Source organism: Acidovorax sp. LjRoot118, assembly GCF_964253575.1.
Lineage (GTDB): Bacteria > Pseudomonadota > Gammaproteobacteria > Burkholderiales > Burkholderiaceae_C > Acidovorax.
This window is the reverse complement of record NZ_CAXURB020000001.1, coordinates 2,358,937-2,381,648: the sequence shown is the minus strand read 5'-3', so window position 1 is coordinate 2,381,648 and position 22,712 is coordinate 2,358,937. Positions and strand designations below refer to the sequence as shown.

Genomic DNA, 22,712 nt, shown 5'->3' with positions numbered 1-22,712 from the left:
CACGCGGCGGCTGCATGCAGCATTCACCGCCATCTTAGCGGACACATCCTAAAACCCCTTGTAGGACTTGGACGCAATGGCCTGCGCAGTGCCCGCTGATTGACTTGCGTCAGGCCGCCAGCGATGCCACGCACGCAGCGATGGCCAACGCACTGGTCAGGCCGGGCGACTCGATGCCGAACAGGGCACGCCATGCACTGCCGGCCCCTGGACCACGAAGTCGGCCGCAGGCTCGCCCGGTGCGCTGATCTTGGGGCGCATGCCCGCATAGCCTGGAACCAACGCCCCGTCCTTGAGGCCAGGCCAGTACCTGCGCACCTCGGCGTAGAAGGCATCGCCCCGGGCAGGGTCCACCTGCAGGTCGGCCGGGTCGTCCACCCACTGCACGTCGGGGCCGAAACGGGCCTGCCCGCCCATGTCCAGCGTCAGGTGCACGCCCAGGCCGGCGGCCTCGGGCGCGGGGTAGATGAGGCGGCTGAAGGGCGCCCGCCCGGCCAGGGTGAAATAGCTGCCCTTGGCGTAGTGCGGCGTGGGCACATGGCGGCTTCCAGGCCCTCGAAGCGCCGCGCCAGGCCGGGTGCGGCGAGGCCCGCCGCATTGACCACCGTACGTGCCAGCAATTCGGTGCCGTCGGCGGCCTGCAGGTGGATGCCTTGGGCCGTGCAGCGGGCATGGGCCAGCGGCGAGTTGAGCGCCACCAGGCCGCCCGCATGCTCCAGGTCGCCCTGCAGGGCCAGCATCAGCGCATGGCTGTCGACGATGCCCGTGCTGGGTGAGTGCAGCGCCGCCACGCACTGCAGAGCGGGCTCCAGCGCTTGCGCGGCCTCGGCATCGAGCCATTGCAGGTCAGTGACGCCATTGGCACGGGCGCGCACTTCGATGCCCTGCAGCGCAGGGATCTGTTCTGGGGACGTGGCCACGATCAGCTTGCCGCAGCGCCGGTGCGGCACGCCGCGCTCAGCACAGTAGGCGCACAGCAGATCGCGCCCCTGCACGCACAGCCGGGCCTTGAGCGAGCCCGTGGCGTAGTACAGCCCGGCGTGGATGACCTCGCTGTTGCGCGAGCCAGCACCATCACCTCGCGCCCCTGCAAGGCCAGCGCACGGGCCACGGCCAGGCCCACCACGCCGGCACCCACCACCACGCAGTCGACGGTATCGCTCATCGCGCCGCTGCGTGATCGAAGCCGTCGAGCACGTTCACGGCGTTGTTGCCCAGCTCCGCCGCAGCGTAGCCGCCTTCCAGCACGAACACCGTGGGCAGCCCCAGGGCCGCCAGGCGCTCGCCCAGGCGCGTGAAGTCCGAGGTCTTGAGCGCGAACTTCGAGATCGGGTCGTCCTCGAAGGCATCGAGCCCGAGCGAGACCACCAGCGTGTCTGCCTGGTACTGCGCGATGCGCACGCAGGCCTGCTCCAGCGCGGCGAACCATTCATCGGCCGTGGTGCCTGCAGGCAGCGGCAGGTTGAGGTTGAAACCTGCGCCCTCGCCTTCGCCGGTTTCATCGGCATGGCCCAGGTAGAACGGGTACTCGGTCAGCGGGTCGCCATGCAGGCTGATGAACAGCACGTCGGCACGGTCGTAGAAGATGCTCTGCGTGCCGTTGCCGTGGTGGTAGTCCACGTCCAGCAGGGCCACACGCTGGCTGCCCTGGTTGCGCAGCCACTGGGCAGCCACGGCGGCGTTGTTGAGGAAGCAGTAGCCGCCCATGAAGTCGGGCCCCGCATGGTGGCCCGGCGGGCGGGTACAGCAGAACGCGGCCCGCGCGCCCTGGGCCACGCGGGCCGCGGCGCTGGCAGCGGCGTCGGCACCGGCCTTAGCGGCCTCCCAGGTCCCCTCGGCCATGGGCGTGCCGTTGTCCATGGAGTACAGGCCCAGTTTGGCCACGAAGTTGTCCGGCTCCACGTCGCTGCGCAAGCTGCGCACCGGCCACACCGAAGGGAAGGGCTGGACCGAGGCGTTGGCCGCATCCAGCGCCAGCCACTGCGACCATGCGTTCTTCAAGAAAGCCAGGTAGCGCGGCGCATGGACCTGGACCAGCACCGGCGTGCTGTCCACGTCGGGCACCAGCAGGCCATGGCCGCGCTCCAGCAGGGCGTCCTCCACATATTGGGCACGGACCGGCTTCTCGAAGCACGGCACGCGCTCGCCACGGTAGAACTCATGGACCGGCGCATGCCGGTAGTGCAAGGGGTTGTGGAAGGAAATCATGCGGGCACAGACAGGAAATGGTTTTGCCCGCGTCCGTCGATGCATCCCACGGAGGCCGGCAGGGCTCACCACTTTAGCGCGTCCCACACCGCTCGAAACGCTGCCCATGCACCAGACCGCAGCAAAAGCGGGCGCCCGTCAGCGCCGGCAGCCGGCCGCATGTGCCGCGCCTCACGCGCCGGCACCAGGCCTGGTCCGGCCCCAAAAGCCACGGGCTTCCCTGTGAGCGCTAGGCGGTTCTTGCCGGACTTCCCCCCTTGCGGCACATGGACCTGACCGATCCGCTGCGGACCCGGCCGCCCTGGCACAGCGCTTGCATCTCTTCTTGTATCCAAGATTGAATTCTTCAAAATGGTGCAAGCAACAAACTCCCTGGTGGCCGAATTTCCTCCTGTGCCTGACGGTTCACCGCCCCTCCCGCTGGCTGAGCAGGCCTGGCTGGTGCGCTGCGAGCCCGCCGTCGCCGGCAGGCCTGGCGGCCCGCTCAGCGGCCTGCGCTTTGCGGTCAAGGACAACATCGACGTGGCGGGCTACCCCACGTCCGCCGCCTGCCCTGCCTTTGCCTACATGGCCACAGCCCATGCGGCGGTGGTGCAGCGCCTGCTCGACGCCGGCGCAACGCTGGTGGGCAAGACGAACCTGGACCAGTTCGCCTGCGGGCTCAACGGCACGCGCTCGCCGCACGGCGCGGTGCCCAATGCGCTGGACCCGGCCTACGTGTCGGGTGGCTCCAGTTCAGGCTCGGCCTACGTGGTGGCCACCGGGCAGGTGGACTTCGCGCTGGGCACCGACACGGCCGGTTCGGGCCGGGTACCAGCCGGGCTGAACAATATCGTGGGCATCAAGCCGACCAAGGGTCTGGTCAGCGCCCGCGGCGTGGTTCCGGCCGCGCAGAGCGCCGACTGTGTCTCCATCTTCGCGCGCACGGTGGACGTGGCGGCCCGGGTGCTGCAGGTCGCACAGGGCTATGACGCGCAAGACCCCTATGGGCGGCAGCTCACCCTGGCCACCAAGCCATTGCCCGCCAGCTTCCGCTTCGGCGTGCCCGATGTGCTCGAGTTCTTTGGCGATGCAGCGGCCGAGGCGGCATTCGCCGAGGCCGTGGCCCGCCTCAAGGCCCTGGGCGGCACGCCGGTGCCCATCCCCTACGCGCCGCTGGCCCAGGCCGCAGCCCTGCTTTATGAAAGCGCGCTGGTCGCCGAACGCTATGCCGCCGTGCGCAGTTTCTTCGACCAGCACGAGAACGAGGTGGTGGAGCCGGTGCGCAGCATCCTGGCCAGCGGGCGCCGCTACAGCGCGGCCGACCTGTGCGATGCACAGACCCGGCTGCGCGCCCTGGGCCAGCAGGTGGCACCGATGTGGCAGGGCCCCGAGGCCATCGACCTGCTGCTGGTGCCCACGGCCCCCACCCACTACACCATTGCCGCCATGCAGGCCGACCCGGTGGTGCTCAACCGCAACCTGGGCGCCTACACCAACTTCGTCAACCTGCTGGACTATGCCGCCATCTCGGTGCCCAGCAGCCTGCGCGCCGATGGCCTGCCCTTCGGCATCACCCTCATCGGCCCCTGCGGCAGCGACTGGCAACTGGCCGAGCTGGGCCAGCGCTACCACCACGCCACCGGCCTGCCCCAGGCCGCCGGCAGCACGCCCTTGCCCGCGCCCCAACCCATCGCCGGGCTGCAGGCACCCGCCACAGTACGGGTCGCCGTGGTCGGTGCCCACCTGAGCGGCATGCCACTCAACGGTCAGCTCACCGAACGCGGCGCCACGCTGGAGCTGGCGACCGAAACGGCCGCCGACTACCAGCTCTACGCCCTGCCCGGCACCGTGCCGCCCAAGCCCGGCCTGCTGCGTGTGGCGCCGGGCCAGGGCAAGCGCATCGCGGTCGAGGTGTGGCGCATGCCCGCCGCGCACTACGGCAGCTTCGTCGCGCTGATCCCGCAGCCGCTGGGCATAGGCACGCTCACACTGGCCGACTCCAGCAGCGTGCAGGGCTTCATCTGCGAGCCGCTGGCGCTGGCCGGTGCGCGCGACATCAGCAGCTTCGGCGGCTGGCGGGCGTACATCACGTCGCTCAAGGCCGGCAACTGACGCATGCCCCTTTCATCCCCTCACCTTTCAACCTTGCTGCAGGAGCCTGCCATGACATCCCACAGTTCCATCCCATCCACCGGCACTATCACCAGCACTTCGCGCCGCCGCGTCCTCACAGCCTCGGCCGCCACGCTGGGCATGCTCGCAGCCCCTGCCCTGGTGCGCGCCCAGTCCGGCCCCAAGGTCCGCATCGGCTTCTGGCCCGTGGCGGCCGGTTTGCCTTTCTTCGCTGCGGTGGAGAAAGGCTATTTCAAGGAGGCGGGCCTGGATGTGGAGCCGCTCAAGTTCGCGGGCGCCCAACAGGTGATGGAGGCCATGCTCTCGGGCCGCTCCGACGGCAGCTCCAACGGCACCGGCTCGGCCAACCTGGCCATCGGCGAGATCGCCCAGCCGGGCCTGTTCAAGATCTTCGCCACCAACCCGAGCAACGCCAAGTTCGTGCTCGACCAGTTCATCACCGGCAAGGACAGCGCCATCAAGACCATGGCCGACCTCAAGGGCAAGAAGGTCGCCTCGGGCCCCGGCATCCAGAACATGACGCTGTGCAAGACCATGCTGGAGCGTGCCGGCGCGACGGGTGCCACCGTGACCGAGCTGCCCATTGGCCAGCACATCGCCTCCATCGTCGCCGGCCAGGTCGACGCCTGCTACACCCTGGAGCCCACGGGCACCATCGGCCGCATGAACGGCACCACGCGCATCATCGAATCGGGCGTGGTCGCCAAATACATCCTGGGCGACGCGATGGCGCCCTGGCACGGCGGCGCAGCCAGCCTGACCAGCGAATTCATCAAGAAGAACCCCGAGGTGGCCAAGAAGTTCATCGCCGCCTACGCCCGCGGCATCGAGCTGGTGCGCACCAAGCCCGACGAGGCGCGGCAGTTCATGAAGGGCTACACCGCCATCGAGGGCGCGCTCACGGCCGAGGTGCCGCTGGCCTCGTACATGCTGCACAACGAGTTCAAGCCCAGCGACCTGGCGTACTTCCAGAAGTTCTACGACCTGTTCACCGAAAAGGGCATCTTCGAGAAGAAGGTCGTGGTCGACAGCCTGATCTACAAGGCCTGAAGGGGCGCGCCATGGCCGAAACCACCTCCACCACCGCCGGCGCCTGGTCGCCGCCCGCAGGCAAGGCGGCATCCGCTGCGCCCAAGACGCCCGCCTGGGACAAGCTGCTTCCCTTCGTCGGCCCCCTGGCCCTGTTCATCCTTTGGGACCTGGTGGTGCGGCTGGGCTTCATCAAGCCCATCCTGCTGCCACCACCCGGCGCCACCGTGCTCACGCTGGTCACCGGCCTGGCGGGCGGGCCGCTGCTGCTGGACTTCGCGGTGACCGTCTGGCGCACGGTGCAGGCCTTCCTGATCGCGGCCGTGATCGGCGTGCCGCTCGGGGTGCTGCTGGGCAGCAACGAGCGCGCCTACCGCAGCGTGGAGTTCTTGATCGACTTCTTCCGCTCCACGCCCTCGTCGGCACTGATCCCGCTGTTCCTCCTGATCTTCGGCGTGTCGGACGTGAACAAGGTGGCCATCGCCGCGTTCGGCGCCTTTTTGATCGTGATCTTCAACAGCGCCTACGGCGTGATCAATGCCCGCAAGCAGCGCGTGATGGCGGCGCGGGTCATGGGGGCGTCGCGCTGGCAGATCTTCAAGGACGTGCTGGTCTGGGAGAGCCTGCAGCCCACCTTCGTCGGCCTGCGCTCGGCCGTGTCGATGGCGCTGGTCATCGTGATCGTGGCCGAGATGTTCATCGGCTCCGATAACGGCCTGGGCCATCGCATCATCGATGCGCAGCAGGTGCTCAACGTCAAGAGCATGTACGCCGCCATCCTGGCTGCAGGCGCCCTGGGCTATGCCCTCAACATCCTGTTCCTCGTCGCCGAACGCAGGATCGTTCACTGGAGCGGCCGATGAACACCGTCGTCAATGGCGCCGTGTATGCCGATGTGCCCAAGCGTGTTTTCACACCCGGCCCGGCAGGCACCCACATCACCATCCGCGGGCTGACCAAGTACTTCGCCGGCTGGCCGCTGTACGAGGACTTCGACCTCGACATCCCCAAGCACAAGATCGTCTCGGTCTTCGGCCCCAACGGCTGCGGCAAGAGCACGCTGATCAACATGATCGCCGGCCTCGTGCCCATCGACAGCGGCGAGATCCTGTTCGACGGCAAAAGCCTCAAGGACACCAAGATCGGCTATGTCTTTCAGAACTACCGCGAAGCGATGTTCCCGTGGATGCGCACCATCGACAACATCGCCTACCCGCTCAAGCTCGAAGGCAAGAGCAAGGCCGAGGTGGACCGCCGCATGGCCGAGCTGGTGGCCTCGTTCGACGTGAAGTTCGACCTCAACCGCTACCCCTACGAGCTCTCGGGCGGGCAGCAGCAGACGGCCTCCATCATGCGGGCGCTGGCGCCCAACCCAGAGGTGCTGTTCCTCGACGAGCCCTTCTCGGCACTCGACTTCGAGATGACGCTGTTCATCCGCGAGAAGCTGCAGGAGGTGTTCATGCAGACCGGCACCACCATGCTGCTGGTATCGCACGACCTGGAAGAAGCCGTCTACCTGGCCGACGAGGTGCTGCTGCTGACCAAGCGCCCCACCCGCGTGGCCGAGATCCTGCACTACGACGATGCCCGCCCGCGCACCCTGGCCACGCTCAGCGAGCCGAGCTTCGTGGCCATGAAGAAGCTCAGCCTGGAGATCTTTCAGCGCGAGGTGCGCCGATGAACGCGGCCGAGCTCGAACGCTACCTCGACGCCGCGGCCACGGCCGTCGGCCTGCCCATCGCGCCCGAGCACCGCGCGGCCGTGCTCGGCTACCTGGCGCTGGCCAACGGCTTTGCCGACACCGTCAACGCCGTGCCGCTGGACGCGACGGACGAGCCCGCCATGGCCTTCGTCCCGGTGCTGCCGGCCGAGGGAGGCCGCGCATGACGGCGCACTGGTGGCAACAGGATGCCGCCGGCATGGCACAGGCCGTGGCGGCGCGCGACGTGACCGCCACCGCGCTGGTGACGGCCTGCCTGGACCGCATCGAGCACACCGACGCCCGCGTCAACGCCTTCACCGCCGTGCTGCGGGCACGGGCCCTGGCGCGGGCCGCGCGCATCGATGCCGGCCTGGCAGCTGGAACCCAGGCCGCCCTGCCCCTGCTGGGTGTGCCTTTTGCCGTGAAGAACCTGTTCGACGTGGCGGGCCTCACCACCCTGGCTGGCTCCAAGATCGAGCGCGACCGCCCTCCCGCCAGGGCCGACAGCCTGCTGGTGCAGCGCCTGGAGGCAGCGGGGGCCATCCTCGTCGGGGCGCTCAACATGGACGAGTATGCCTACGGCTTCACCACCGAGAACAGCCACGAGGGCGCCTGCCACAACCCGCACGACCTGGCCCGCATCGCCGGTGGTTCGTCGGGCGGCTCCGGCGCGGCCGTGGCCGCAGGCCAGGTGCCCATCACGCTCGGGTCGGACACCAATGGCTCCATCCGCGTGCCGTCTTCGCTGTGCGGCGTGTTCGGCCTCAAGCCCACCTTCGGGCGGCTGCCGCGCACAGGCAGCTTTCCCTTCATCTCCAGCCTGGACCACCTGGGCCCCATGGCGCGCAGCGTGCGCGACCTGGCGCTGGCCTATGACGCCATGCAGGGCCCCGAGGCACCTGCCGCACACAACGATGCCGGCTGCGCACAGCGGCCGGCCGAGCCGGTGGCCCAAGACCTGGGCCAAGGCGTGGCCGGCCTGCGCATCGGCGTGCTGGGCGGCTACTTTGCCGACAACGCCCTGCCCGAGGCGCGCGCCGCCGTGGCCCGGGTGGCGCAGGCGCTGGGCGCACAGGCCGAGCCGGTGGAGCTGCCGCTGGTGGAGGCCGGCCGCGCGGCGGCCTTCCTCATCACCAACGCGGAGGCCGGAGCCCTGCACCTCGATAACCTGCGCACGCGCGCAGCCGACTTCGAGCCGCTGTCGCGCGACCGCTTCCTGGCCGGCGCGCTGATCCCTGCCGCCTGGGTGGCACGCGCGCAGCGCGTGCGCAGCCGCTATGCCCACGAAGCCGCACGGGTGCTGTCGCGCTACGACCTGCTGCTGGCCCCCGCCACGCCCTGCGCGGCCACGCCCATCGGCACCGAGCGTTTCGACCTGAATGGGCGCGACCTGCCGCTGCGTCCCAACATGGGCCTGCTGACCCAGCCCCTCTCGTGCATCGGCCTGCCGGTGTGCGCCGTGCCGGTGTGGGGCGCGCACGCAAGCCTTCCCATCGGCGTGCAGATCATCGCGGCACCCTGGCGCGAAGACCTGGCGCTGCGCGCCGCCGCCGTGCTGGAGGCTGCGGGCATCTGCCGCGCCCCTATCGCTGCCTTGTGAAAGACATCTCTTCCATGCCCTACACCATCAACCAGCCCGAGGTGCTCGCCGAGGTCGAGGCCGTGTTCGCCCGCTACGAAGACGCCCTGGTGCACAACAAGGTGGAGGTGCTGGACGAACTCTTCTGGGACAGCCCCCATACCTTGCGCTACGGCGCCACCGAGAACCTCTACGGCTACGCGCAGATCCAGGCCTTTCGCGCCGGGCGCCCGGCCCAGGGGCTGCAGCGGCGCCTGCTCAAGACAGTGATCACCACCTACGGCCGCGACTTCGCCACCGCCAACGTCGAGTTCCAGCGCGAGAGCAGCGCCCGCTCCGGCCGCCAGAGCCAGACCTGGCTGCGCACCGAGGCCGGCTGGCGCGTTGTCGCCGCCCACGTGAGCCTGCTCGACTGACCCCATCCCCTTCCCGTTGAATCCACCCCTGCCGAAAGGACCGCCATGAAACACGAGAAACCCATGACCCGCCTTGCCAACCCGAACCGCCGCGAATCCCTGCAAGCCCTTGCGGCGCTGGGCGCTGCTGGCACCCTGGGCGGCTGGGCAATGCAGGCCAACGCGCAGGCCCCGCTCACCGTGGGCGTGATCTACGTCGGCCCGCGCGACGACTATGGCTACAACCAGGCCCATGCCCAGGCTGCGGCCGAGCTCAAGAAGATGCCCGGCGTGAAGGTGGTCGAAGAGGAGAACGTGCCCGAGACCGCCGCCGTGCAGAAGACCATGACCGGCATGATCGCGCAGGACGGCGCCAAGCTGCTGTTCCCGACCTCGTTCGGCTACTTCGACCCGCACCTGCTGGCGCTGGCCGCCAAGTACCCCGACGTGCGCTTTTCGCACTGCGGCGGCATGTGGACCGAAGGCAAGCACCCCAAGAACGCGGGCAGCTTCTTCGGCTACATCGACGAATGCCAGTTCCTCAACGGCGTGGTGGCCGGCCACATGAGCAAGAGCGGCAAGATCGCCTTCATCGCCGCCAAGCCCATCCCGCAGGTGCTGCGCAACATCAATGCCTTCACGCTGGGCGCGCGCTCGGTCAAGCCGGGCATCACCTGCAGCGTGATCTTCACGGGCGACTGGTCCATGGCCGTGAAGGAGGCCGAGGCCACCAACAGCCTGGCCGACCAGGGCTGCGACGTGTTCACCATGCACGTGGACGGGCCCAAGGTCATTGTCGAAACCGCCGCCAAGCGCGGCAAGATGGTCTGCGGCTACCACGCCAGCCAGGCCAAGCTGGCGCCCCAGGCCTACCTGACGGGGGCCGAATGGAACTGGCTCACGGCCTACACCACCATCATCGAGGCGGCCCGCACCGGCAAGCCGCACCCCAACTTCCTGCGCGGGGGCTTGAAGGAAGGCTTTGTGAAGATGTCCGCCTACGGCCCGGCCGTGAGCGAAGCCGCCAGGAAGCAGGCCGACGACACCAAGGCCAAGATGATCGCGGGCGGCTTCGACATCTTCAAGGGCCCGCTCAAGAACAACAAGGGCAAGGAGGTCATCGCCAGCGGCAAGTCGTTCAAGCAGACCGACCTGGAGCTGGAAAAGATGGACTACCTGGTCGAAGGCGTCCTCGGCTCGTTCTAAGCAAGGGACTGCCATGCATTCGGCCGCCAAGGACGTCCTCTTGCCCGTTGTCGCCATCGGGCTGGCTCTGCTGCTGTTCGGCGGCTTCGTCGGCTTTGCGGGCGTGAACCCGATTGACGTGTGGACTACGCTGTTCAAGGGTGCGTTCGGCGACTGGTTCTCGTGGCAGAACACCCTGCAGCGCTCCGCACCACTCATGCTCACGGCCCTGTGCGTGGCCCTGCCCGCGCGGGCGGGGCTGACCATCATCGGGGGCGAGGGCGCACTGGTGCTCGGCGGCCTGGCCGCCGCGGCGCTGCCCATGGCCGTGGCCTTGCCCGACAATGTGGCGGGCACGGCGCTGGCCTGCGCCGCAGGCGCCGTGGCCGGTGCGCTGTGGATCATGCTGGCGGGCTGGCTGCGCCAGTACCGCGGCATCAACGAGACCATCAGCAGCCTGCTGCTGTCGTACGTGGCCATCGGCCTGTTCAAGCACTTCGTGGAGGGCACCCTGCGCGACCCTGCCAGCCTGAACAAGCCGGCCACGCCCAGCCTCGATCCGGGCCTGCTGATCGGTGGCATAGCCGGCTCGGACGTGCACTGGGGCCTGGTGCTGGGCGTGCTGGCCTGCGTGGCGCTGGGCCTGTGGCTGCACTGGACGGCTTCGGGCTTCTCGATCCGCGTGGTGGGCGGCAACCCGCGCGCCGCGCAACTCGTGGGCCTGCCGGCCACCCGGCTGATCCTGGTGGCCTGCGCCCTGGGCGGCGCGGCGGCAGGCCTCGCCGGTGCCGTGGAGGTGGCGGCGGTGCACACCAATGCCAACGGCGCGCTGATCGCGGGCTACGGCTACGCCGGCATCCTCGTGGCCTTCATCGCGCGGCACAACCCGATCGCCATCATACCGGTGGCCATCCTCTTCGGCGGCTTCGGCGCGGCGGGCAGCCTGCTGCAGCGCCGCCTGGGCCTGCCCGATGCCTCGGTGATGGTGCTGCAGGGCATTGCCTTCGTGCTGATACTGGCCAGCGAGGCGCTGCGTGACGTGGACTGGCGGGCCCTGTGGGCCCAGCGGCGCAGCCGGCCCGCCGAGACGACGACTCCAAGCGCCCCTCCCACCGCGAATGTGGAGCCCACATGACCGCAGACCAATGGATTGCCCTGGTGGCCGGCATCGTGGGCGGGGCCCTGCGCGTGGGCGCGCCCTTCCTTTTCGTGAGCCTGGGCGAGTGCCTCACCGAAAAATCCGGCCGCATCAACCTCGGGCTGGAGGGGGTGCTGGTGCTTTCGGCGATGGCAGCCTTCGGCGGCGCCTACCTGACCGGCTCGCCCTGGCTGGGCGTGTTGGCAGGGGCCACGGCGGGCGCCCTGCTGGCCACGCTGCACGGCGTGCTGTGTTCGCTGCCCCGCGTGAACGACGTGGCCACCGGCATTGCGCTGATGCTGCTGGGCACGGGCCTGGCTTTCTACTTGGGCAAGCCGCTGATCCAGCCCCAGGCCCCGCAGATCCCCGCGCTGCCGCTGGGCGGCTGGAGCGACTCGCCCGTGGTGCAGTCGGCCCTGCAGGTCAACGCCCTGCTGCCGCTGGGCATGGTGCTGGCCGTGGTCCTGTGGTGGGCCTTTGCGCGCACGCGCTGGGGCCTGCTGGTGCGGCTGGCGGGCGACTCGGCCAACGCCACGCGCGCGCTCGGCTATTCGGTGCCCGGCATCCGCATCGCGGCCACGGCGGCGGGCGGCTTCATCGCCGGGCTGGGCGGCGCCTCGCTCACCCTGTTCTACCCCGGCAGCTGGAACGAGGGCATCTCCAGCGGCCAGGGCCTAATCGCCGTCGCACTGGTGATCTTCGCGCGCTGGAACCCGCTGCGCTGCATGGTCGCCGCCATGCTTTTCGGCGGGGCCGGCGCCATCGGCCCGGCGCTGCAGTCGGTGGGTGTGGGCTGGGGCTACCACCTGTTCAACACCGTGCCGTATGTGCTGACCCTGCTGATCCTGGTGCTGACCTGCAAGCCCGGCAGCGTGGCCGCTGGCAGCCCGGGCGAACTCTCTTCCAGCAAATAACCCTCCGAAGGAACCGCCCTCGTGACCACCCCAACCACCCGCCATGTGCAGGCCAACCCCTATGCCTGGCCCTACAACGGCGACCTGCGCCCGGACAACACCGCGCTGATCGTGATCGACATGCAGACCGACTTCTGCGGCATCGGCGGCTATGTGGACGTGATGGGCTACGACATCGCCCTCACGCGCGCGCCCATCGCCCCGCTGCAGCGCCTGCTGCCGGCCCTGCGCGCGCAGGGCTACCGCGTCATCCACACCCGCGAGGGGCACCGGCCTGATCTCGCCGACCTGCCGGCCAACAAGCGCTGGCGCTCGCGCCAGATCGGCAAGGAGGGCCTGGGCATCGGCGACGCCGGGCCGTGCGGGCGCATCCTGGTGCGCGGCGAGCCCGGCTGGGAGCTGGTCCCGGAACTGGCGCCGCTGCCCGGCGAGGTAGTGATCGACAAGCCCGGCAAGGGCTCGTTCTACGCCACCGACCTGGACATGGTGCTCGGCCTGGCGGGTGTGCAGAACCTGATCCTCGCCGGCATCACCACCGATGTCTGCGTGCACACCACCATGCGCGAGGCCAACGACCGCGGCTACGAGTGCCTGCTGCTGTCCGACTGCACGGCTGCAACCGACCCGGCCAACCACCAGGCCGCATTGAACATGGTGACCATGCAGGGCGGAGTGTTCGGCGCGCATGCGCCCTCCAGCGCGCTGCTGGCCGCATTGGCCTGAAGGAAAAGGAAGCTCCCATGTCCGAACAACCCATAGGCGCACTGCCCACAGGCAAAGGTGCATTGGCGCTGGAGACCTGGAACCTGACCAAGCGCTTTGGCAGCTTCACCGCCATGGACCGCGTGAACATGCGCGTGGAGCCCGGCAGCGTGCACGCCCTGCTGGGCGAGAACGGCGCGGGCAAGAGCACCCTGGTCAAGTGCGTGGCGGGCTTCCAGAGGGCCGAGGAAGGCGCCATCCTGCTGGACGGGCGCGAGCAGGCCATCGCCAACCCCATCGTCGCACGCAGCCTGGGCATCGGCATGGTCTACCAGCACTTCACGCTGGCCCCGGGCATGACGGTGGCCGAGAACCTGCTGCTGGCCGGCGGCCAGACCCCCGCACTGATCGACTGGCGCGCCAAGCGCGCCGAACTGCAGGCCTTCCTGGCCACCACGCCCTTCCAGCTGGAACTGGACGCACGCCCCTCGGAGCTGGCCGCCGGCGAAAAGCAGAAGCTCGAGCTGCTCAAGCAGCTGTACCTGCGCCCGCGCCTGTTGATCCTGGACGAACCCACCTCGGTGCTGACCCCGCAGGAGGCCGACGAGGTGCTGGGCCATGTGCGAGCCTTTGCGCGCAGCGGCCAGTGCAGCGTGGTCATCATCACCCACAAGTTCCGCGAGGTGATGGCCTATGCCGACGCGGTGACCGTGCTGCGCCGTGGCCAGGCCGTGCACCACTGCCGGGTTTCCGACACCGGCCCGCAGGCGCTGGCCCAGGCCATGATGGGAGACAGCGCTGCGCCGCCAGGCGCTCCCACGCAAAGGCAGGACGCTCCCGTACCAGGGGCGGCGCCGGCAGCGACTGAACCCGTGCCGCCCGGCGAGGTGGCGCTGCAGGTGGAAGGCCTGCAGGCCCTGGGCGACCGTGGCACCCTCGCCCTGCATGGCCTCGCGCTGTCGGTGCGCAAGGGCGAGGTGCTGGGCGTGGCCGGCGTCTCGGGCAACGGCCAGCGCGAACTGGTCGAGGCGCTGGTGGGCCAGCGCCCGCGCCTGACGGGCCGGGTGCAGGTGCTGGGCCGGGACTACACGGCCACCCGCGCACAGAACCGTGAGCTCAAGGTGCGCAGCCTGCCCGAGGAGCCGCTGCGCAATGCCTGCGTGGACGACCTCTCGGTGGCCGAGAACATGGCCCTGCGCGACTTCGACCAGCCGCCGCTGTCGCGGGGCGGCGTGCTGCGTTTTTCGGCCTGGCGCAGCCGGGCGCGCGAGTGGATCGCCGGCTACGGCGTCAAGACCCAGGGCGAGGGCGCGCCCATCCGCAGCCTGTCGGGCGGCAACGTGCAGCGCGCGGTGCTGGCGCGCGAGCTGGCGGGCGAGATCAATGTGCTGATCGCCGCCAACCCGGTGTTCGGCCTGGACTTCGCCGCCGTGGCCGAGATCCACAGCCGCATCCTCGGCGTACGCGAGCGCGGCGGCGCCGTGCTGCTCATCAGCGAAGACCTGGACGAATTGCTGGAGCTGGCGGACCGCATCGTCGTCATGAGCGAAGGCCGCATCGTCCACGAGACCCCGGCCGCCATCGCCGAGCGACATGTGCTGGGCGCCTACATGGGCGGCGGGCACGATCACACACCCCACCAGGAAGCGGCATGAGCCTGACGACCATCCACGCCAACCCTTTCGCCTTTCGCTTCGCGCTGGCGCACACCGCGCTGGTGATCATCGACATGCAGCGCGACTTCATCGAGCCCGGCGGCTTCGGCGAGACCCTGGGCAACGACGTATCGCTGCTCGAAGCCATCGTGCCGGCCTGCCAGGCCGTGCTGCACGCCTGGCGCGCCGCAGGCGGCCTGGTGGTGCACACGCGCGAATCGCACCGGCCGGACCTCTCCGACTGCCCGCCCGCCAAGCGCCTGCGCGGCAACCCGCAGCTGCGCATCGGCGACGCGGGGCCTATGGGCCGCATCCTGGTGGCGGGAGAGCCGGGCAACCAGATCATTCCCGCGCTGGCTCCGGTGGAGGGCGAGATCGTGGTCGACAAGCCTGGCAAGGGCATGTTCTACGCCACGGGGCTGCACGAAGTGCTGCAGGCGCGCGGCATCACCCACCTCGTCTTCATGGGCGTGACCACCGAGGTCTGCGTGCAGACCAGCATGCGCGAGGCCAATGACCGCGGCTATGATGGCCTGCTGCTCGAAGACTGCACCGAGAGCTATTTCCCCCATTTCAAGGCAGCCGCCATCGAGATGCTGCGCGCCCAGGGCGCCATCGTCGGCTGGACCGCCCCATCGGCCGCATTGCTGTCGGCATTGGCCGACGCGGTACTGGCCCCGTAGTTGCTAAAGTCGCCTTGTGCAGACCCCCCGCCCCGCCTCCCCTCCTTCCAAACCCAAGCCGGTGCGCAGCTCGCGCGCCGACGATGTGTACGCCCAGCTCAAGCGTGACGTGGGCGAGTTCAAGCTGGTGCCGGGCGACCGCTTCACCGAGAACGAGATCTGCGAACGCCTGGGCGTCTCGCGCACGCCCGTGCGCCAGGCACTGGTGCGGCTGCAGCAGGAGGGGTACGTGGAGGTGCTGTTTCGCAGCGGCTGGCGCGTGCTGCCCTTCGACTTCGACCAGTTCGAGCAGCTTTACGACCTGCGCATGGTGCTGGAGACCACGGCCGTGCACCGCCTGTGCGACGAAGGCACAGGGGTGCTCAAGTCCATCCAGGTCGACCACCGGTTGCTCGACGAGCTCAACAACATCTGGCTGGTGCCACCGGACCAGCGCAGCACCGACACCCTGCAGGTGGCGGCCTGGGACGAGGCCTTCCACTGCGCGCTGGTGCGCGCCGCCGGCAATGCCGAGATGACGCGCGTGCACCGCGACGTGACCGAGCGCATCCGCATCATCCGCCGGCTCGACTTCACGCAGCAGGCGCGCATCGATGCCACGTACGACGAGCACGCCACCATCCTCAAGGCCATCCGCGCGCACCGCGGCGACCAGGCCGCCATGCTGCTGCGCGCCCACATCCAGACCAGCCAGGCCGAGGTGCGCAAGATCACGCTGCACCAGGTGCACGTGGCGCGTTTGGGTCCCAGTGCAGGGTAAGTGACACAATCTCCGGGCGTGGGGGATCGCAGCATCCGCCGCTCCCCTCGCCACAGAAGGAGTTCTGCCTTGCCTCTCACCAGCACCCTTGCGCGGCGTCCGTCGCGCATCCACCTGGCGCAGCTGCTGTGTGCTGCCGCCCTGAGTGGCTGTGCACTCACGGCTCCCAGCAGCCCCCAATCCACCACTGCGTCCCCCGCCCTTCCGGCGGAAGCCATCCGGGCACTGGCGCCGGACGGGACGCTGCGGGCCTCGATCAACCTGGGCAACCCGGTGCTCGCCTCGCGCGATGCGGCCACGGGTGCGCTCAAGGGCGTATCGGTCGACCTGGCGCACGAACTCGGTCGGCAGCTCGGCGTGCCGGTGGAGCTCAAGGCCGTGGATGCGGCCGGCAAATCGGTGGAGGTGGTGCGTGCGGGCGCGGCCGACGTCGGCTTCTTCGCCATCGACCCGGTGCGCGGCGAAGGTGTGTCGTTCACCGCGGCCTATGTGGTGATCGAGGGCGCCTACCTGGTGCGCGCCGATTCGCCGCTGGCGGCCAACGCCCAGGTCGACCGGCCGGGCACCACGGTGGTGGTCGGCAAGGGCAGTGCCTACGACCTGTTCCTCACCCGCGAGATCAAGCAGGCCACACTGGTGCGGGCTCCGACCTCGCCCCAGGTGGTCGACGAATTCATCTCGCGCAAGCTCGACGTTGCGGCCGGTGTGCGCCAGCAGCTGGAGGCCGATGCGCAGCGCGTGCCCGGCGTGCGGCTGCTGCCCGGCCGCTTCATGGTGATCGAGCAGGCCATGGGTGTGCCGGCCAGCCGCCCGCCTCTGGCCCGCGCCACGCTGCACGCCTTCGTCGAGCGCATGAAATCCAGCGGCTTCGTCGCCGCCGCGCTCAAGCGCCATGGCATCGAGGGTGCGGCCGTCGCCGACCCGGCGCCGCAGCGCTGACCCTTTCCCATCCCCACTTTCAAGGAGATCCCATGCGCCTGACATGTTATGCCGCCGCCCTCTTGCTGGCCACCACCCTGTCGGCCCAGGCCCAGACCGTGAAGGTGACGCCGCTGGGCGGCATCGATGGTGAGCTGTGCCCGCAGGACCGGGCCCTGGTCTTCGAGGACCCCAACGGCACACGCGTGCTGTACGACCCGGGCCGCACGGTAGCCGGTGCCAATGACCCGCGCCTGGGCAAGATCGACATCATCCTGGTGAGCCACATGCACGGCGACCACATCGGCAATGCGCACAACAAGGCACCCAATTCCGGGACCTGTGCCAGCCCCGACATGTCGGTCTCGGCCCTGCCCAACTCCAGCGCGGTGAACATCGCGCTGGCCAAGAAGTCCAAGATTGTGACCGGCAGCGAGATGCCGCCCTTCTTCGCGGCCAAGCTCAAGGCCAATGGCGGCGACCCGGCCAACTCGATGCTGGCTCGCTTCGGCGGCAGTGTCACGGTGGGGGGCGTGCGCATCGCCACGGTGACGGCAATGCACAGCAACGGCGTGGACCCGGACTACATCGGCGGCCAGTTGGGCGATGCGATGAAGGCGGCGGGCATTGCCGGTGACGTCGGCCTTGCAACCGGCTATGTGCTGACCTTCAGCAACGGGCTGGTGGCCTACCTGTCGGGCGACACGGGCATCACCGCCGATCAGGAGCGCGTGGTGCGCGATTACTACAAAGCGAAGCTGGCGGTGATGAACATCGGCGACGGCTTCAGCACCGGCCCTGCCGAGGCCGCCTACGTGATCAATGAGCTGGTCAAGCCAGCGTCCGTGATCGCCTCCCACGTCAACGAGGTCGGCACGGTGGATGGCATGGTGCGGCCGGGCAGCAAGACCGAGGCCTTCATCAAGGCCTCGCGCGTCCCGGTCATCGTGCCGCTGTCTGGCCGAACCATGGAGTTCACGGCGGCCGGCAACTGCGCGACGGGCTGCGGCAAGACGAGTAACTGAACCGAAACGAAAAAACCCTTGCAGACCGCAATCTGCAAGGGTTTCGAATTGGTGGGAGATGCAAGTTTCGAACTTGCGACCCCTGCAGTGTGAATGCAGTGCTCTACCCCTGAGCTAATCTCCCGCAGCGCCATCCTTCGTGCTAAGGATTTTGCCGTGGCCTGTCTGCGAGCGTGGGTGGTGGGAGATGCAAGTTTCGAACTTGCGACCCCTGCAGTGTGAATGCAGTGCTCTACCCCTGAGCTAATCTCCCTTTGTCGCTGCGACAAGCCTTCGATTATAGCCCAACTTTTCAGGCCGTCTGGAATTTTCGCCAGATTGTCTTGCCGCTGCTGGCCTTGTCGATCTGCGTTAGCACCTCGGCGTGCGATACCACCTCCTGCTCGCTGGCGGGCAGCACGGGCAGCACCAGGGCGCTCAAGTCGATGGCAGCCACGCTGATGCCGCCAGCACTGTCGTCCGTGTCGTCGATGACCAGCAGCGCATCCTGCCCGCGCGTCATGTTGATATACACGTCGGCCAGCAGCTCGGCATCGAGCAAGGCGCCGTGCAGCGTGCGGCCCGAGTTGTCCACCTCCAGCCGGTCGCACAGCGCGTCCAGCGAGTTGCGCTTGCCGGGGAACATCTCCTTGGCCATGGCCAGGGTGTCTGTCACGCTGCCGACATAGGTCTTGAGCGGCGGGCGGCCCGTGAGCTCAAGCTCCTTGTTCAAAAAGCCCACGTCGAAGGCCGCGTTGTGGATGATGACCTCGGCGTCCTTCAGGTACTCGAGGATGTCGGGCGCCAGCTCGGCGAACTTGGGCTTGTCGCGCAGGAACTCGTTGCTGATGCCGTGGACCTTGAGCGCGTCCTCGTGGCTTTCGCGCCCCGGGTTGAAGTAGAAATGCAGGTTGTTGCCGGTGAGCTTGCGGTTGAACAGCTCCACGCAACCGAGTTCGATGATGCGGTCGCCACCTTCGGCCGAGAGGCCGGTGGTTTCGGTATCGAGAACGATCTGCCGTGTCATGTCAGTGATTCTCTTTAGCGTGGTTGATCGTGTACTTGGGGATTTCCACGGTCACATCGGTTTGCGCCAGGATGGCCTGGCAGGACAGGCGCGATTGGGGTTCCAGGCCCCAGGCGCGGTCCAGCAGGTCTTCCTCTTCTTCTTCGGCATCGTTGAGCGAGGACAGGCCCTGGCGCACGATGACGTGGCAGGTGGTGCAGGCGCAGCTCATGTCGCAGGCGTGCTCGATGTCGATGTGGTTGTCCAGCATGGCCTCGCAGATCGAGGTGCCGGCGGGCGCCGTGATTTCGGCGCCGGCAGGACAGTATTCCGGGTGGGGCAGGATTCGGATGACGGGCATGGCGGGCGTCTTGTTCTTGTAAGGGATAGAAAGGGGCGGTCAGAAGGACTGCACGTTGCGGCCGGCCAGCGCCTGCTGGATGCCGCGGTTCATGCGCTGCGCGGCAAAGGCTTCCGTGCCCTTGGCCAGGGCCTCGGTGGCGGCTTCGATCACGGCGGCATCCTCCGATTCGCGCTGCTGGCGCAGGGCCTGCATCAGGGCGTCGATACCGGTGCGCTCTGCTGCCGAGAGCACGTCGCCGTCGGCGTCGAGTGCGCTCTGGGTGGCCAGCAGCATGCGGTCGGCGTCCACGCGGGCCTCGACCACCGCGCGGGCGCGCATGTCCTGCGCGGCGGTGGCAAAGCCATCCTGCAACATGCGGGCGATCTCGTCGTCCGAGAGGCCGTAGGAGGGCTTCACGTCGATGCGTGCTTCCACCCCGCTGCCCTGCTCCTTGGCGCTCACGCTCAAGAGGCCGTCGGCATCGACGGTGAAGGTCACGCGGATGCGCGCCGCGCCGGCCGCCATGGGCGGAATGCCGCGCAACTCGAAGCGCGCGAGGCTCCGGCAGTCCTGCACCAGGTCACGCTCGCCTTGCAGCACGTGGATGGCCAGGGCGGTCTGGCCGTCCTTGTAGGTGGTGAAGTCCTGCGCCTTGGCGGTGGGAATGGTCTCGTTGCGCGCCACGATGCGCTCCACCAGGCCACCCATGGTCTCGATGCCCAGCGACAGCGGGATCACATCCAGCAGCAGCAGGTCGCCCGCCGTGTTGTTGCCGGCCAGCTGGTTGGCCTGGATCGAGGCGCCCAGGGCCACCACCTCGTCGGGGTTGAGGTTGGTCAGCGGTGTGGTGCCGAAGAAGTCGGCCACGGCCTGCTGCACCTGCGGCATGCGGGTGGAGCCACCGACCATGACCACGCCCTGCACTTCCTCGCGGGTGAGGTGTGCATCGCGCAGCGCACGGCGCACTGCCACCATGGAGCGCGCCGTGAGCGGCGCCGTGGCGGCCTCGAAGTCCGCGCGCGCCACTGCGTGCTGCACGCCCTCGCCTGCCAGCTGTGCGGTGAAGGTGGCGCTGTCGGCGGCGCTCAGCGCCTCCTTGCAGGCCCGGGCCGCCATGCGGGCCGCGACCTTGTCGCAGGGCGACTCGACCGTGCGGCCCAACTGCTGCAGCACCCAATCCGCCAGGGCGGCATCGTAGTCGTCGCCGCCCAGGGCCGAATCGCCGCCCGTGGCGATGACCTCGAACACCCCCTGCGTGAGGCGCAGGATGGAGATATCGAAGGTGCCGCCACCGAGGTCGTACACGGCGTAGACGCCCTCGCTGCCATTGTCCAGCCCGTAGGCGATGGCTGCGGCCGTGGGCTCGTTGATCAGGCGCAGCAGGTGGATGCCGGCCAGTTGGGCCGCGTCCTTGGTGGCCTGGCGCTGGGCGTCGTCGAAGTACGCGGGCACGGTGATCACCGCGCCGTACAGGTCGTCGTTGAAGGTGTCTTCGGCGCGGTAGCGCAGCGTGGCCAGGATCTCGGCGCTCACCTCCACGGGCGACTTCACGCCGCCCACGGTGGCCAGACTCACCATGCCCAGGGCGCTGTCGGCCGGGGGCACGAAGTCGTAGGGCAGCTTGCCGGCATCGGCCACGTCTGCCAGGCCCCGGCCCATGAAACGCTTGACCGAGGCAATGGTGTTGCGCGGGTCCTCCACCTGCGCGGCCACGGCGTCGTGCCCGATCTGGCGGCCGCCCTCCTCCAGGTAGCGCACCACCGAGGGCAGCAGCACCCGGCCCTGGTCGTCGGGCAGGCATTCGGCCACGCCGTTGCGCACGGCCGCCACCAGGGAATGCGTGGTCCCGAGGTCGATGCCCACGGCAAAGCGCCGCTGGTGCGGGTCGGGGGACTGGCCGGGTTCGGATATCTGCAAAAGCGCCATGGAGTGATTCTTGTCGTCGTGTTCTGCGTTGTCTGCGAGCACGCCGGGCGGCCCGCAGGAAAGGGGGCAAGCCCCGCTAACCTCTATTGTCCCAGTTGATCCCGGCGGCGTTCGATGTCGTCGGCAAATCGCGCAATGAACATGAGGGCTCTGACCTCGCGCGCCGCGCCTGCGGCATCGCCCTCGTCGTCCAGCAACTGGCCGCAGCGGGCCAGCGCTGCGCGCCGCGCCTGCTGCACCTCGTCGTCCAGCGCCTCCAGAGCGGCCTCGTCCTCTGCGTCTTCGAGCGCTTCGCGCCATTCCATCTGCTGCATCAGAAAGGCCGCCGGCATGGCCGTGTTGTCCTCGGCGCGGATCGGCGCATCGCGCAGCTCACACAGGTAGGCGGCACGGCGCAGCGGGTCTTTGAGGCGCTGGTAGGCCTCGTTGATGCGCACCGACCACTGCATGGCCACGCGCTGGGCCGCAGCACCCTGGGCGGCGAACTTGTCGGGGTGGGCTTCGCGCTGCAGCTCCTTCCAGCGCGCATCAATGGCGCTGCGCTCCTGCGCAAAGCGCTGCGCCAGGCCGAACAGCTCGAAATCGTCGGATTGCAGGTTCATGGAGGGGAAAGGGTCAAGAAAAAACCGCCAGCACGGGGGTGCGATGGCGGTTTGGCTGGGCGCTCAACACAGGCACAGGGGCCCGCAAATGATCAGACGCGGAAGCTCTCACCGCAACCGCAGCGGTCGCGCTCGTTGGGGTTGTTGAACTTGAAGCCTTCGTTCAGGCCCTCGCGCACGAAGTCGAGTTCGGTGCCGTCGATGTAGGCCAGGCTCTTGGGGTCGATCAGCAACTTCACGCCGTGGTTTTCGAACACCACGTCTTCAGGCGCGCTGTCGTCCACGTACTCGAGCTGGTAGGCCAGGCCCGAGCAGCCCGTGGTCTTGACGCCCAGGCGCACGCCCAGCCCCTTGCCCCGGCGGGACAGGTAGCGGGTCACGTGCCGCGCAGCGGCTTCGGTCAGCGTGATGGCCATGGTCGATCAGGCAGCCACTGCGGCAGCGTGCTTGGTCTTGTAGTCGAGCACTGCGGCCTTGATGGCGTCTTCCGCGAGGATGGAGCAGTGGATCTTGACGGGCGGCAGGGCCAGCTCTTCGGCGATCACGCTGTTCTTCAATGCAGCCGCTTCGTCCAGCGTCTTGCCCTTGACCCATTCGGTCACGAGCGAGGACGAGGCGATGGCCGAGCCGCAGCCATAGGTCTTGAAGCGTGCGTCTTCGATCACGCCGGTTTCGGGGTTCACCTTGATCTGCAGCTTCATCACGTCGCCGCAGGCGGGCGCGCCCACCATGCCGGTGCCCACCGAATCGTCACCCTTGTCGAACGAGCCCACGTTGCGGGGGTTCTCGTAATGGTCAACCACTTTGTCTGAATAAGCCATGATGTGTACCTCTTCAATTCTTCAAAA

At 68.6% G+C, this 22,712-nt stretch carries 23 protein-coding genes, 2 tRNA genes and 1 pseudogene; 16 read left to right on the top strand and 10 right to left on the bottom strand.

Going from position 1 to position 22,712, the window contains the following annotated elements; all coding sequences use genetic code 11:
- Window positions 1-109: 109 nt before the first annotated feature.
- Window positions 110-1,165, bottom strand: a pseudogene (locus tag ACSQ9E_RS11265) (NAD(P)/FAD-dependent oxidoreductase).
- A complete protein-coding gene (locus tag ACSQ9E_RS11260; protein WP_436217802.1) occupies window positions 1,162-2,208 on the bottom strand; it encodes a histone deacetylase family protein in 1,047 nt (348 codons plus the stop codon). The pseudogene ACSQ9E_RS11265 and the gene ACSQ9E_RS11260 overlap by 4 nt, the downstream one beginning before the upstream one ends.
- Window positions 2,209-2,559: 351 nt before the next feature.
- Between ACSQ9E_RS11260 and atzF the strand changes: the two genes are divergently transcribed.
- The 16 genes from atzF to ACSQ9E_RS11180 all read left to right on the top strand — a co-directional run bounded on the left by atzF (window position 2,560) and on the right by ACSQ9E_RS11180 (window position 18,008).
- A complete protein-coding gene (atzF, locus tag ACSQ9E_RS11255; RefSeq protein ID WP_436178539.1) occupies window positions 2,560-4,302 on the top strand; it encodes an allophanate hydrolase in 1,743 nt (580 codons plus the stop codon).
- 51 nt (window positions 4,303-4,353) lie between these two features.
- A complete protein-coding gene (locus ACSQ9E_RS11250) occupies window positions 4,354-5,373 on the top strand; it encodes an ABC transporter substrate-binding protein (RefSeq protein ID WP_428000599.1) in 1,020 nt (339 codons plus the stop codon).
- An 11-nt stretch (window positions 5,374-5,384) separates the two neighbouring features.
- Window positions 5,385-6,215: an ABC transporter permease gene (locus tag ACSQ9E_RS11245; RefSeq protein ID WP_057203092.1), complete on the top strand. Its 831-nt coding sequence runs from the start codon at window positions 5,385-5,387 to the stop codon at window positions 6,213-6,215.
- Window positions 6,212-7,033 carry an ABC transporter ATP-binding protein gene (locus ACSQ9E_RS11240; RefSeq protein ID WP_057267666.1) on the top strand — a complete coding sequence of 274 codons (822 nt, stop codon included), beginning with the start codon at window positions 6,212-6,214 and terminating at the stop codon, window positions 7,031-7,033. The genes ACSQ9E_RS11245 and ACSQ9E_RS11240 overlap by 4 nt, the downstream gene beginning before the upstream one ends.
- On the top strand, window positions 7,030-7,239 hold the full coding sequence (locus ACSQ9E_RS11235; protein ID WP_428000598.1) for a DUF4089 domain-containing protein: 210 nt from the start codon (window positions 7,030-7,032) through the stop codon (window positions 7,237-7,239). The genes ACSQ9E_RS11240 and ACSQ9E_RS11235 overlap by 4 nt, the downstream gene beginning before the upstream one ends.
- Window positions 7,236-8,654 carry an AtzE family amidohydrolase gene (locus ACSQ9E_RS11230; RefSeq protein WP_436217801.1) on the top strand — a complete coding sequence of 473 codons (1,419 nt, stop codon included), beginning with the start codon at window positions 7,236-7,238 and terminating at the stop codon, window positions 8,652-8,654. The genes ACSQ9E_RS11235 and ACSQ9E_RS11230 overlap by 4 nt, the downstream gene beginning before the upstream one ends.
- 14 nt (window positions 8,655-8,668) lie before the next feature.
- Complete coding sequence (gene hpxZ / locus ACSQ9E_RS11225; protein WP_436217800.1) at window positions 8,669-9,049, top strand: oxalurate catabolism protein HpxZ; 381 nt, start codon at window positions 8,669-8,671, stop codon at window positions 9,047-9,049.
- A gap of 63 nt (window positions 9,050-9,112) precedes the next feature.
- Window positions 9,113-10,234: a BMP family ABC transporter substrate-binding protein gene (locus ACSQ9E_RS11220; RefSeq protein ID WP_436220210.1), complete on the top strand. Its 1,122-nt coding sequence runs from the start codon at window positions 9,113-9,115 to the stop codon at window positions 10,232-10,234.
- 13 nt (window positions 10,235-10,247) lie between these two features.
- Window positions 10,248-11,348 carry an ABC transporter permease gene (locus tag ACSQ9E_RS11215; RefSeq protein WP_436217799.1) on the top strand — a complete coding sequence of 367 codons (1,101 nt, stop codon included), beginning with the start codon at window positions 10,248-10,250 and terminating at the stop codon, window positions 11,346-11,348.
- A complete protein-coding gene (locus ACSQ9E_RS11210) occupies window positions 11,345-12,265 on the top strand; it encodes an ABC transporter permease (RefSeq protein ID WP_057203099.1) in 921 nt (306 codons plus the stop codon). Before ACSQ9E_RS11215 ends, ACSQ9E_RS11210 begins: the two co-directional genes overlap by 4 nt.
- 21 nt (window positions 12,266-12,286) lie before the next feature.
- Window positions 12,287-12,988, top strand: coding sequence for a biuret amidohydrolase (biuH, locus tag ACSQ9E_RS11205; protein WP_057203100.1), 702 nt, complete (start codon window positions 12,287-12,289; stop codon window positions 12,986-12,988).
- Between the two features lie 17 nt (window positions 12,989-13,005).
- Window positions 13,006-14,622, top strand: coding sequence for an ABC transporter ATP-binding protein (locus ACSQ9E_RS11200; RefSeq protein WP_436217798.1), 1,617 nt, complete (start codon window positions 13,006-13,008; stop codon window positions 14,620-14,622).
- Window positions 14,619-15,305, top strand: a complete 687-nt coding sequence (locus ACSQ9E_RS11195) for a cysteine hydrolase family protein (protein ID WP_436217797.1) — start codon at window positions 14,619-14,621, stop codon at window positions 15,303-15,305. Before ACSQ9E_RS11200 ends, ACSQ9E_RS11195 begins: the two co-directional genes overlap by 4 nt.
- 16 nt (window positions 15,306-15,321) lie before the next feature.
- Complete coding sequence (locus ACSQ9E_RS11190) at window positions 15,322-16,065, top strand: GntR family transcriptional regulator (RefSeq protein ID WP_436217796.1); 744 nt, start codon at window positions 15,322-15,324, stop codon at window positions 16,063-16,065.
- Window positions 16,066-16,134: 69 nt separating this feature from the next.
- A complete protein-coding gene (locus tag ACSQ9E_RS11185) occupies window positions 16,135-17,004 on the top strand; it encodes an ABC transporter substrate-binding protein (protein ID WP_436217795.1) in 870 nt (289 codons plus the stop codon).
- Window positions 17,005-17,036: 32 nt separating this feature from the next.
- Entirely contained in the window at window positions 17,037-18,008 is a 972-nt protein-coding gene (locus ACSQ9E_RS11180) for an MBL fold metallo-hydrolase (RefSeq protein WP_436217794.1), read from the top strand.
- Between the two features lie 49 nt (window positions 18,009-18,057).
- Here the strand turns inward: ACSQ9E_RS11180 and ACSQ9E_RS11175 are convergent.
- The 8 genes from ACSQ9E_RS11175 to iscU all read right to left on the bottom strand — a co-directional run bounded on the left by ACSQ9E_RS11175 (window position 18,058) and on the right by iscU (window position 22,685).
- Window positions 18,058-18,132, bottom strand: a tRNA-Val gene (locus tag ACSQ9E_RS11175).
- A 54-nt stretch (window positions 18,133-18,186) separates the two neighbouring features.
- A tRNA-Val gene (locus tag ACSQ9E_RS11170) sits at window positions 18,187-18,261 on the bottom strand.
- Window positions 18,262-18,300: 39 nt separating this feature from the next.
- On the bottom strand, window positions 18,301-19,014 hold the full coding sequence (gene dnaQ, locus ACSQ9E_RS11165; RefSeq protein ID WP_436217793.1) for a DNA polymerase III subunit epsilon: 714 nt from the start codon (window positions 19,012-19,014) through the stop codon (window positions 18,301-18,303).
- 1 nt (window position 19,015) lies between these two features.
- Window positions 19,016-19,354, bottom strand: a complete 339-nt coding sequence (gene fdx / locus ACSQ9E_RS11160; RefSeq protein WP_057203111.1) for an ISC system 2Fe-2S type ferredoxin — start codon at window positions 19,352-19,354, stop codon at window positions 19,016-19,018.
- 39 nt (window positions 19,355-19,393) lie between these two features.
- On the bottom strand, window positions 19,394-21,262 hold the full coding sequence (gene hscA, locus ACSQ9E_RS11155; protein WP_436217792.1) for a Fe-S protein assembly chaperone HscA: 1,869 nt from the start codon (window positions 21,260-21,262) through the stop codon (window positions 19,394-19,396).
- Window positions 21,263-21,345: 83 nt separating this feature from the next.
- On the bottom strand, window positions 21,346-21,864 hold the full coding sequence (hscB, locus tag ACSQ9E_RS11150; RefSeq protein WP_436178555.1) for a Fe-S protein assembly co-chaperone HscB: 519 nt from the start codon (window positions 21,862-21,864) through the stop codon (window positions 21,346-21,348).
- 92 nt (window positions 21,865-21,956) lie between these two features.
- Window positions 21,957-22,280 (bottom strand): iron-sulfur cluster assembly protein IscA, encoded by a 324-nt coding sequence (iscA, locus tag ACSQ9E_RS11145; protein ID WP_057203114.1) that lies wholly within the window; start codon window positions 22,278-22,280, stop codon window positions 21,957-21,959.
- Between the two features lie 6 nt (window positions 22,281-22,286).
- On the bottom strand, window positions 22,287-22,685 hold the full coding sequence (gene iscU / locus ACSQ9E_RS11140; RefSeq protein WP_057203115.1) for a Fe-S cluster assembly scaffold IscU: 399 nt from the start codon (window positions 22,683-22,685) through the stop codon (window positions 22,287-22,289).
- Window positions 22,686-22,712: the final 27 nt, after the last annotated feature.

What these genes read in the sequence shown, in the direction of transcription:
- ACSQ9E_RS11260 (WP_436217802.1), bottom strand. Translation starts at nt 2,208, where the DNA reads ATGATTTCCTTCCACAACCCCTTGCACTACCGGCATGCGCCGGTCCAT.
- atzF (WP_436178539.1), top strand. Translation starts at nt 2,560, where the DNA reads ATGGTGCAAGCAACAAACTCCCTGGTGGCCGAATTTCCTCCTGTGCCT.
- ACSQ9E_RS11250 (WP_428000599.1), top strand. Translation starts at nt 4,354, where the DNA reads ATGACATCCCACAGTTCCATCCCATCCACCGGCACTATCACCAGCACT.
- ACSQ9E_RS11245 (WP_057203092.1), top strand. Translation starts at nt 5,385, where the DNA reads ATGGCCGAAACCACCTCCACCACCGCCGGCGCCTGGTCGCCGCCCGCA.
- ACSQ9E_RS11240 (WP_057267666.1), top strand. Translation starts at nt 6,212, where the DNA reads ATGAACACCGTCGTCAATGGCGCCGTGTATGCCGATGTGCCCAAGCGT.
- ACSQ9E_RS11235 (WP_428000598.1), top strand. Translation starts at nt 7,030, where the DNA reads ATGAACGCGGCCGAGCTCGAACGCTACCTCGACGCCGCGGCCACGGCC.
- ACSQ9E_RS11230 (WP_436217801.1), top strand. Translation starts at nt 7,236, where the DNA reads ATGACGGCGCACTGGTGGCAACAGGATGCCGCCGGCATGGCACAGGCC.
- hpxZ (WP_436217800.1), top strand. Translation starts at nt 8,669, where the DNA reads ATGCCCTACACCATCAACCAGCCCGAGGTGCTCGCCGAGGTCGAGGCC.
- ACSQ9E_RS11220 (WP_436220210.1), top strand. Translation starts at nt 9,113, where the DNA reads ATGACCCGCCTTGCCAACCCGAACCGCCGCGAATCCCTGCAAGCCCTT.
- ACSQ9E_RS11215 (WP_436217799.1), top strand. Translation starts at nt 10,248, where the DNA reads ATGCATTCGGCCGCCAAGGACGTCCTCTTGCCCGTTGTCGCCATCGGG.
- ACSQ9E_RS11210 (WP_057203099.1), top strand. Translation starts at nt 11,345, where the DNA reads ATGACCGCAGACCAATGGATTGCCCTGGTGGCCGGCATCGTGGGCGGG.
- ACSQ9E_RS11200 (WP_436217798.1), top strand. Translation starts at nt 13,006, where the DNA reads ATGTCCGAACAACCCATAGGCGCACTGCCCACAGGCAAAGGTGCATTG.
- ACSQ9E_RS11195 (WP_436217797.1), top strand. Translation starts at nt 14,619, where the DNA reads ATGAGCCTGACGACCATCCACGCCAACCCTTTCGCCTTTCGCTTCGCG.
- ACSQ9E_RS11180 (WP_436217794.1), top strand. Translation starts at nt 17,037, where the DNA reads ATGCGCCTGACATGTTATGCCGCCGCCCTCTTGCTGGCCACCACCCTG.
- dnaQ (WP_436217793.1), bottom strand. Translation starts at nt 19,014, where the DNA reads ATGACACGGCAGATCGTTCTCGATACCGAAACCACCGGCCTCTCGGCC.
- fdx (WP_057203111.1), bottom strand. Translation starts at nt 19,354, where the DNA reads ATGCCCGTCATCCGAATCCTGCCCCACCCGGAATACTGTCCTGCCGGC.
- hscA (WP_436217792.1), bottom strand. Translation starts at nt 21,262, where the DNA reads ATGGCGCTTTTGCAGATATCCGAACCCGGCCAGTCCCCCGACCCGCAC.
- hscB (WP_436178555.1), bottom strand. Translation starts at nt 21,864, where the DNA reads ATGAACCTGCAATCCGACGATTTCGAGCTGTTCGGCCTGGCGCAGCGC.
- iscA (WP_057203114.1), bottom strand. Translation starts at nt 22,280, where the DNA reads ATGGCCATCACGCTGACCGAAGCCGCTGCGCGGCACGTGACCCGCTAC.
- iscU (WP_057203115.1), bottom strand. Translation starts at nt 22,685, where the DNA reads ATGGCTTATTCAGACAAAGTGGTTGACCATTACGAGAACCCCCGCAAC.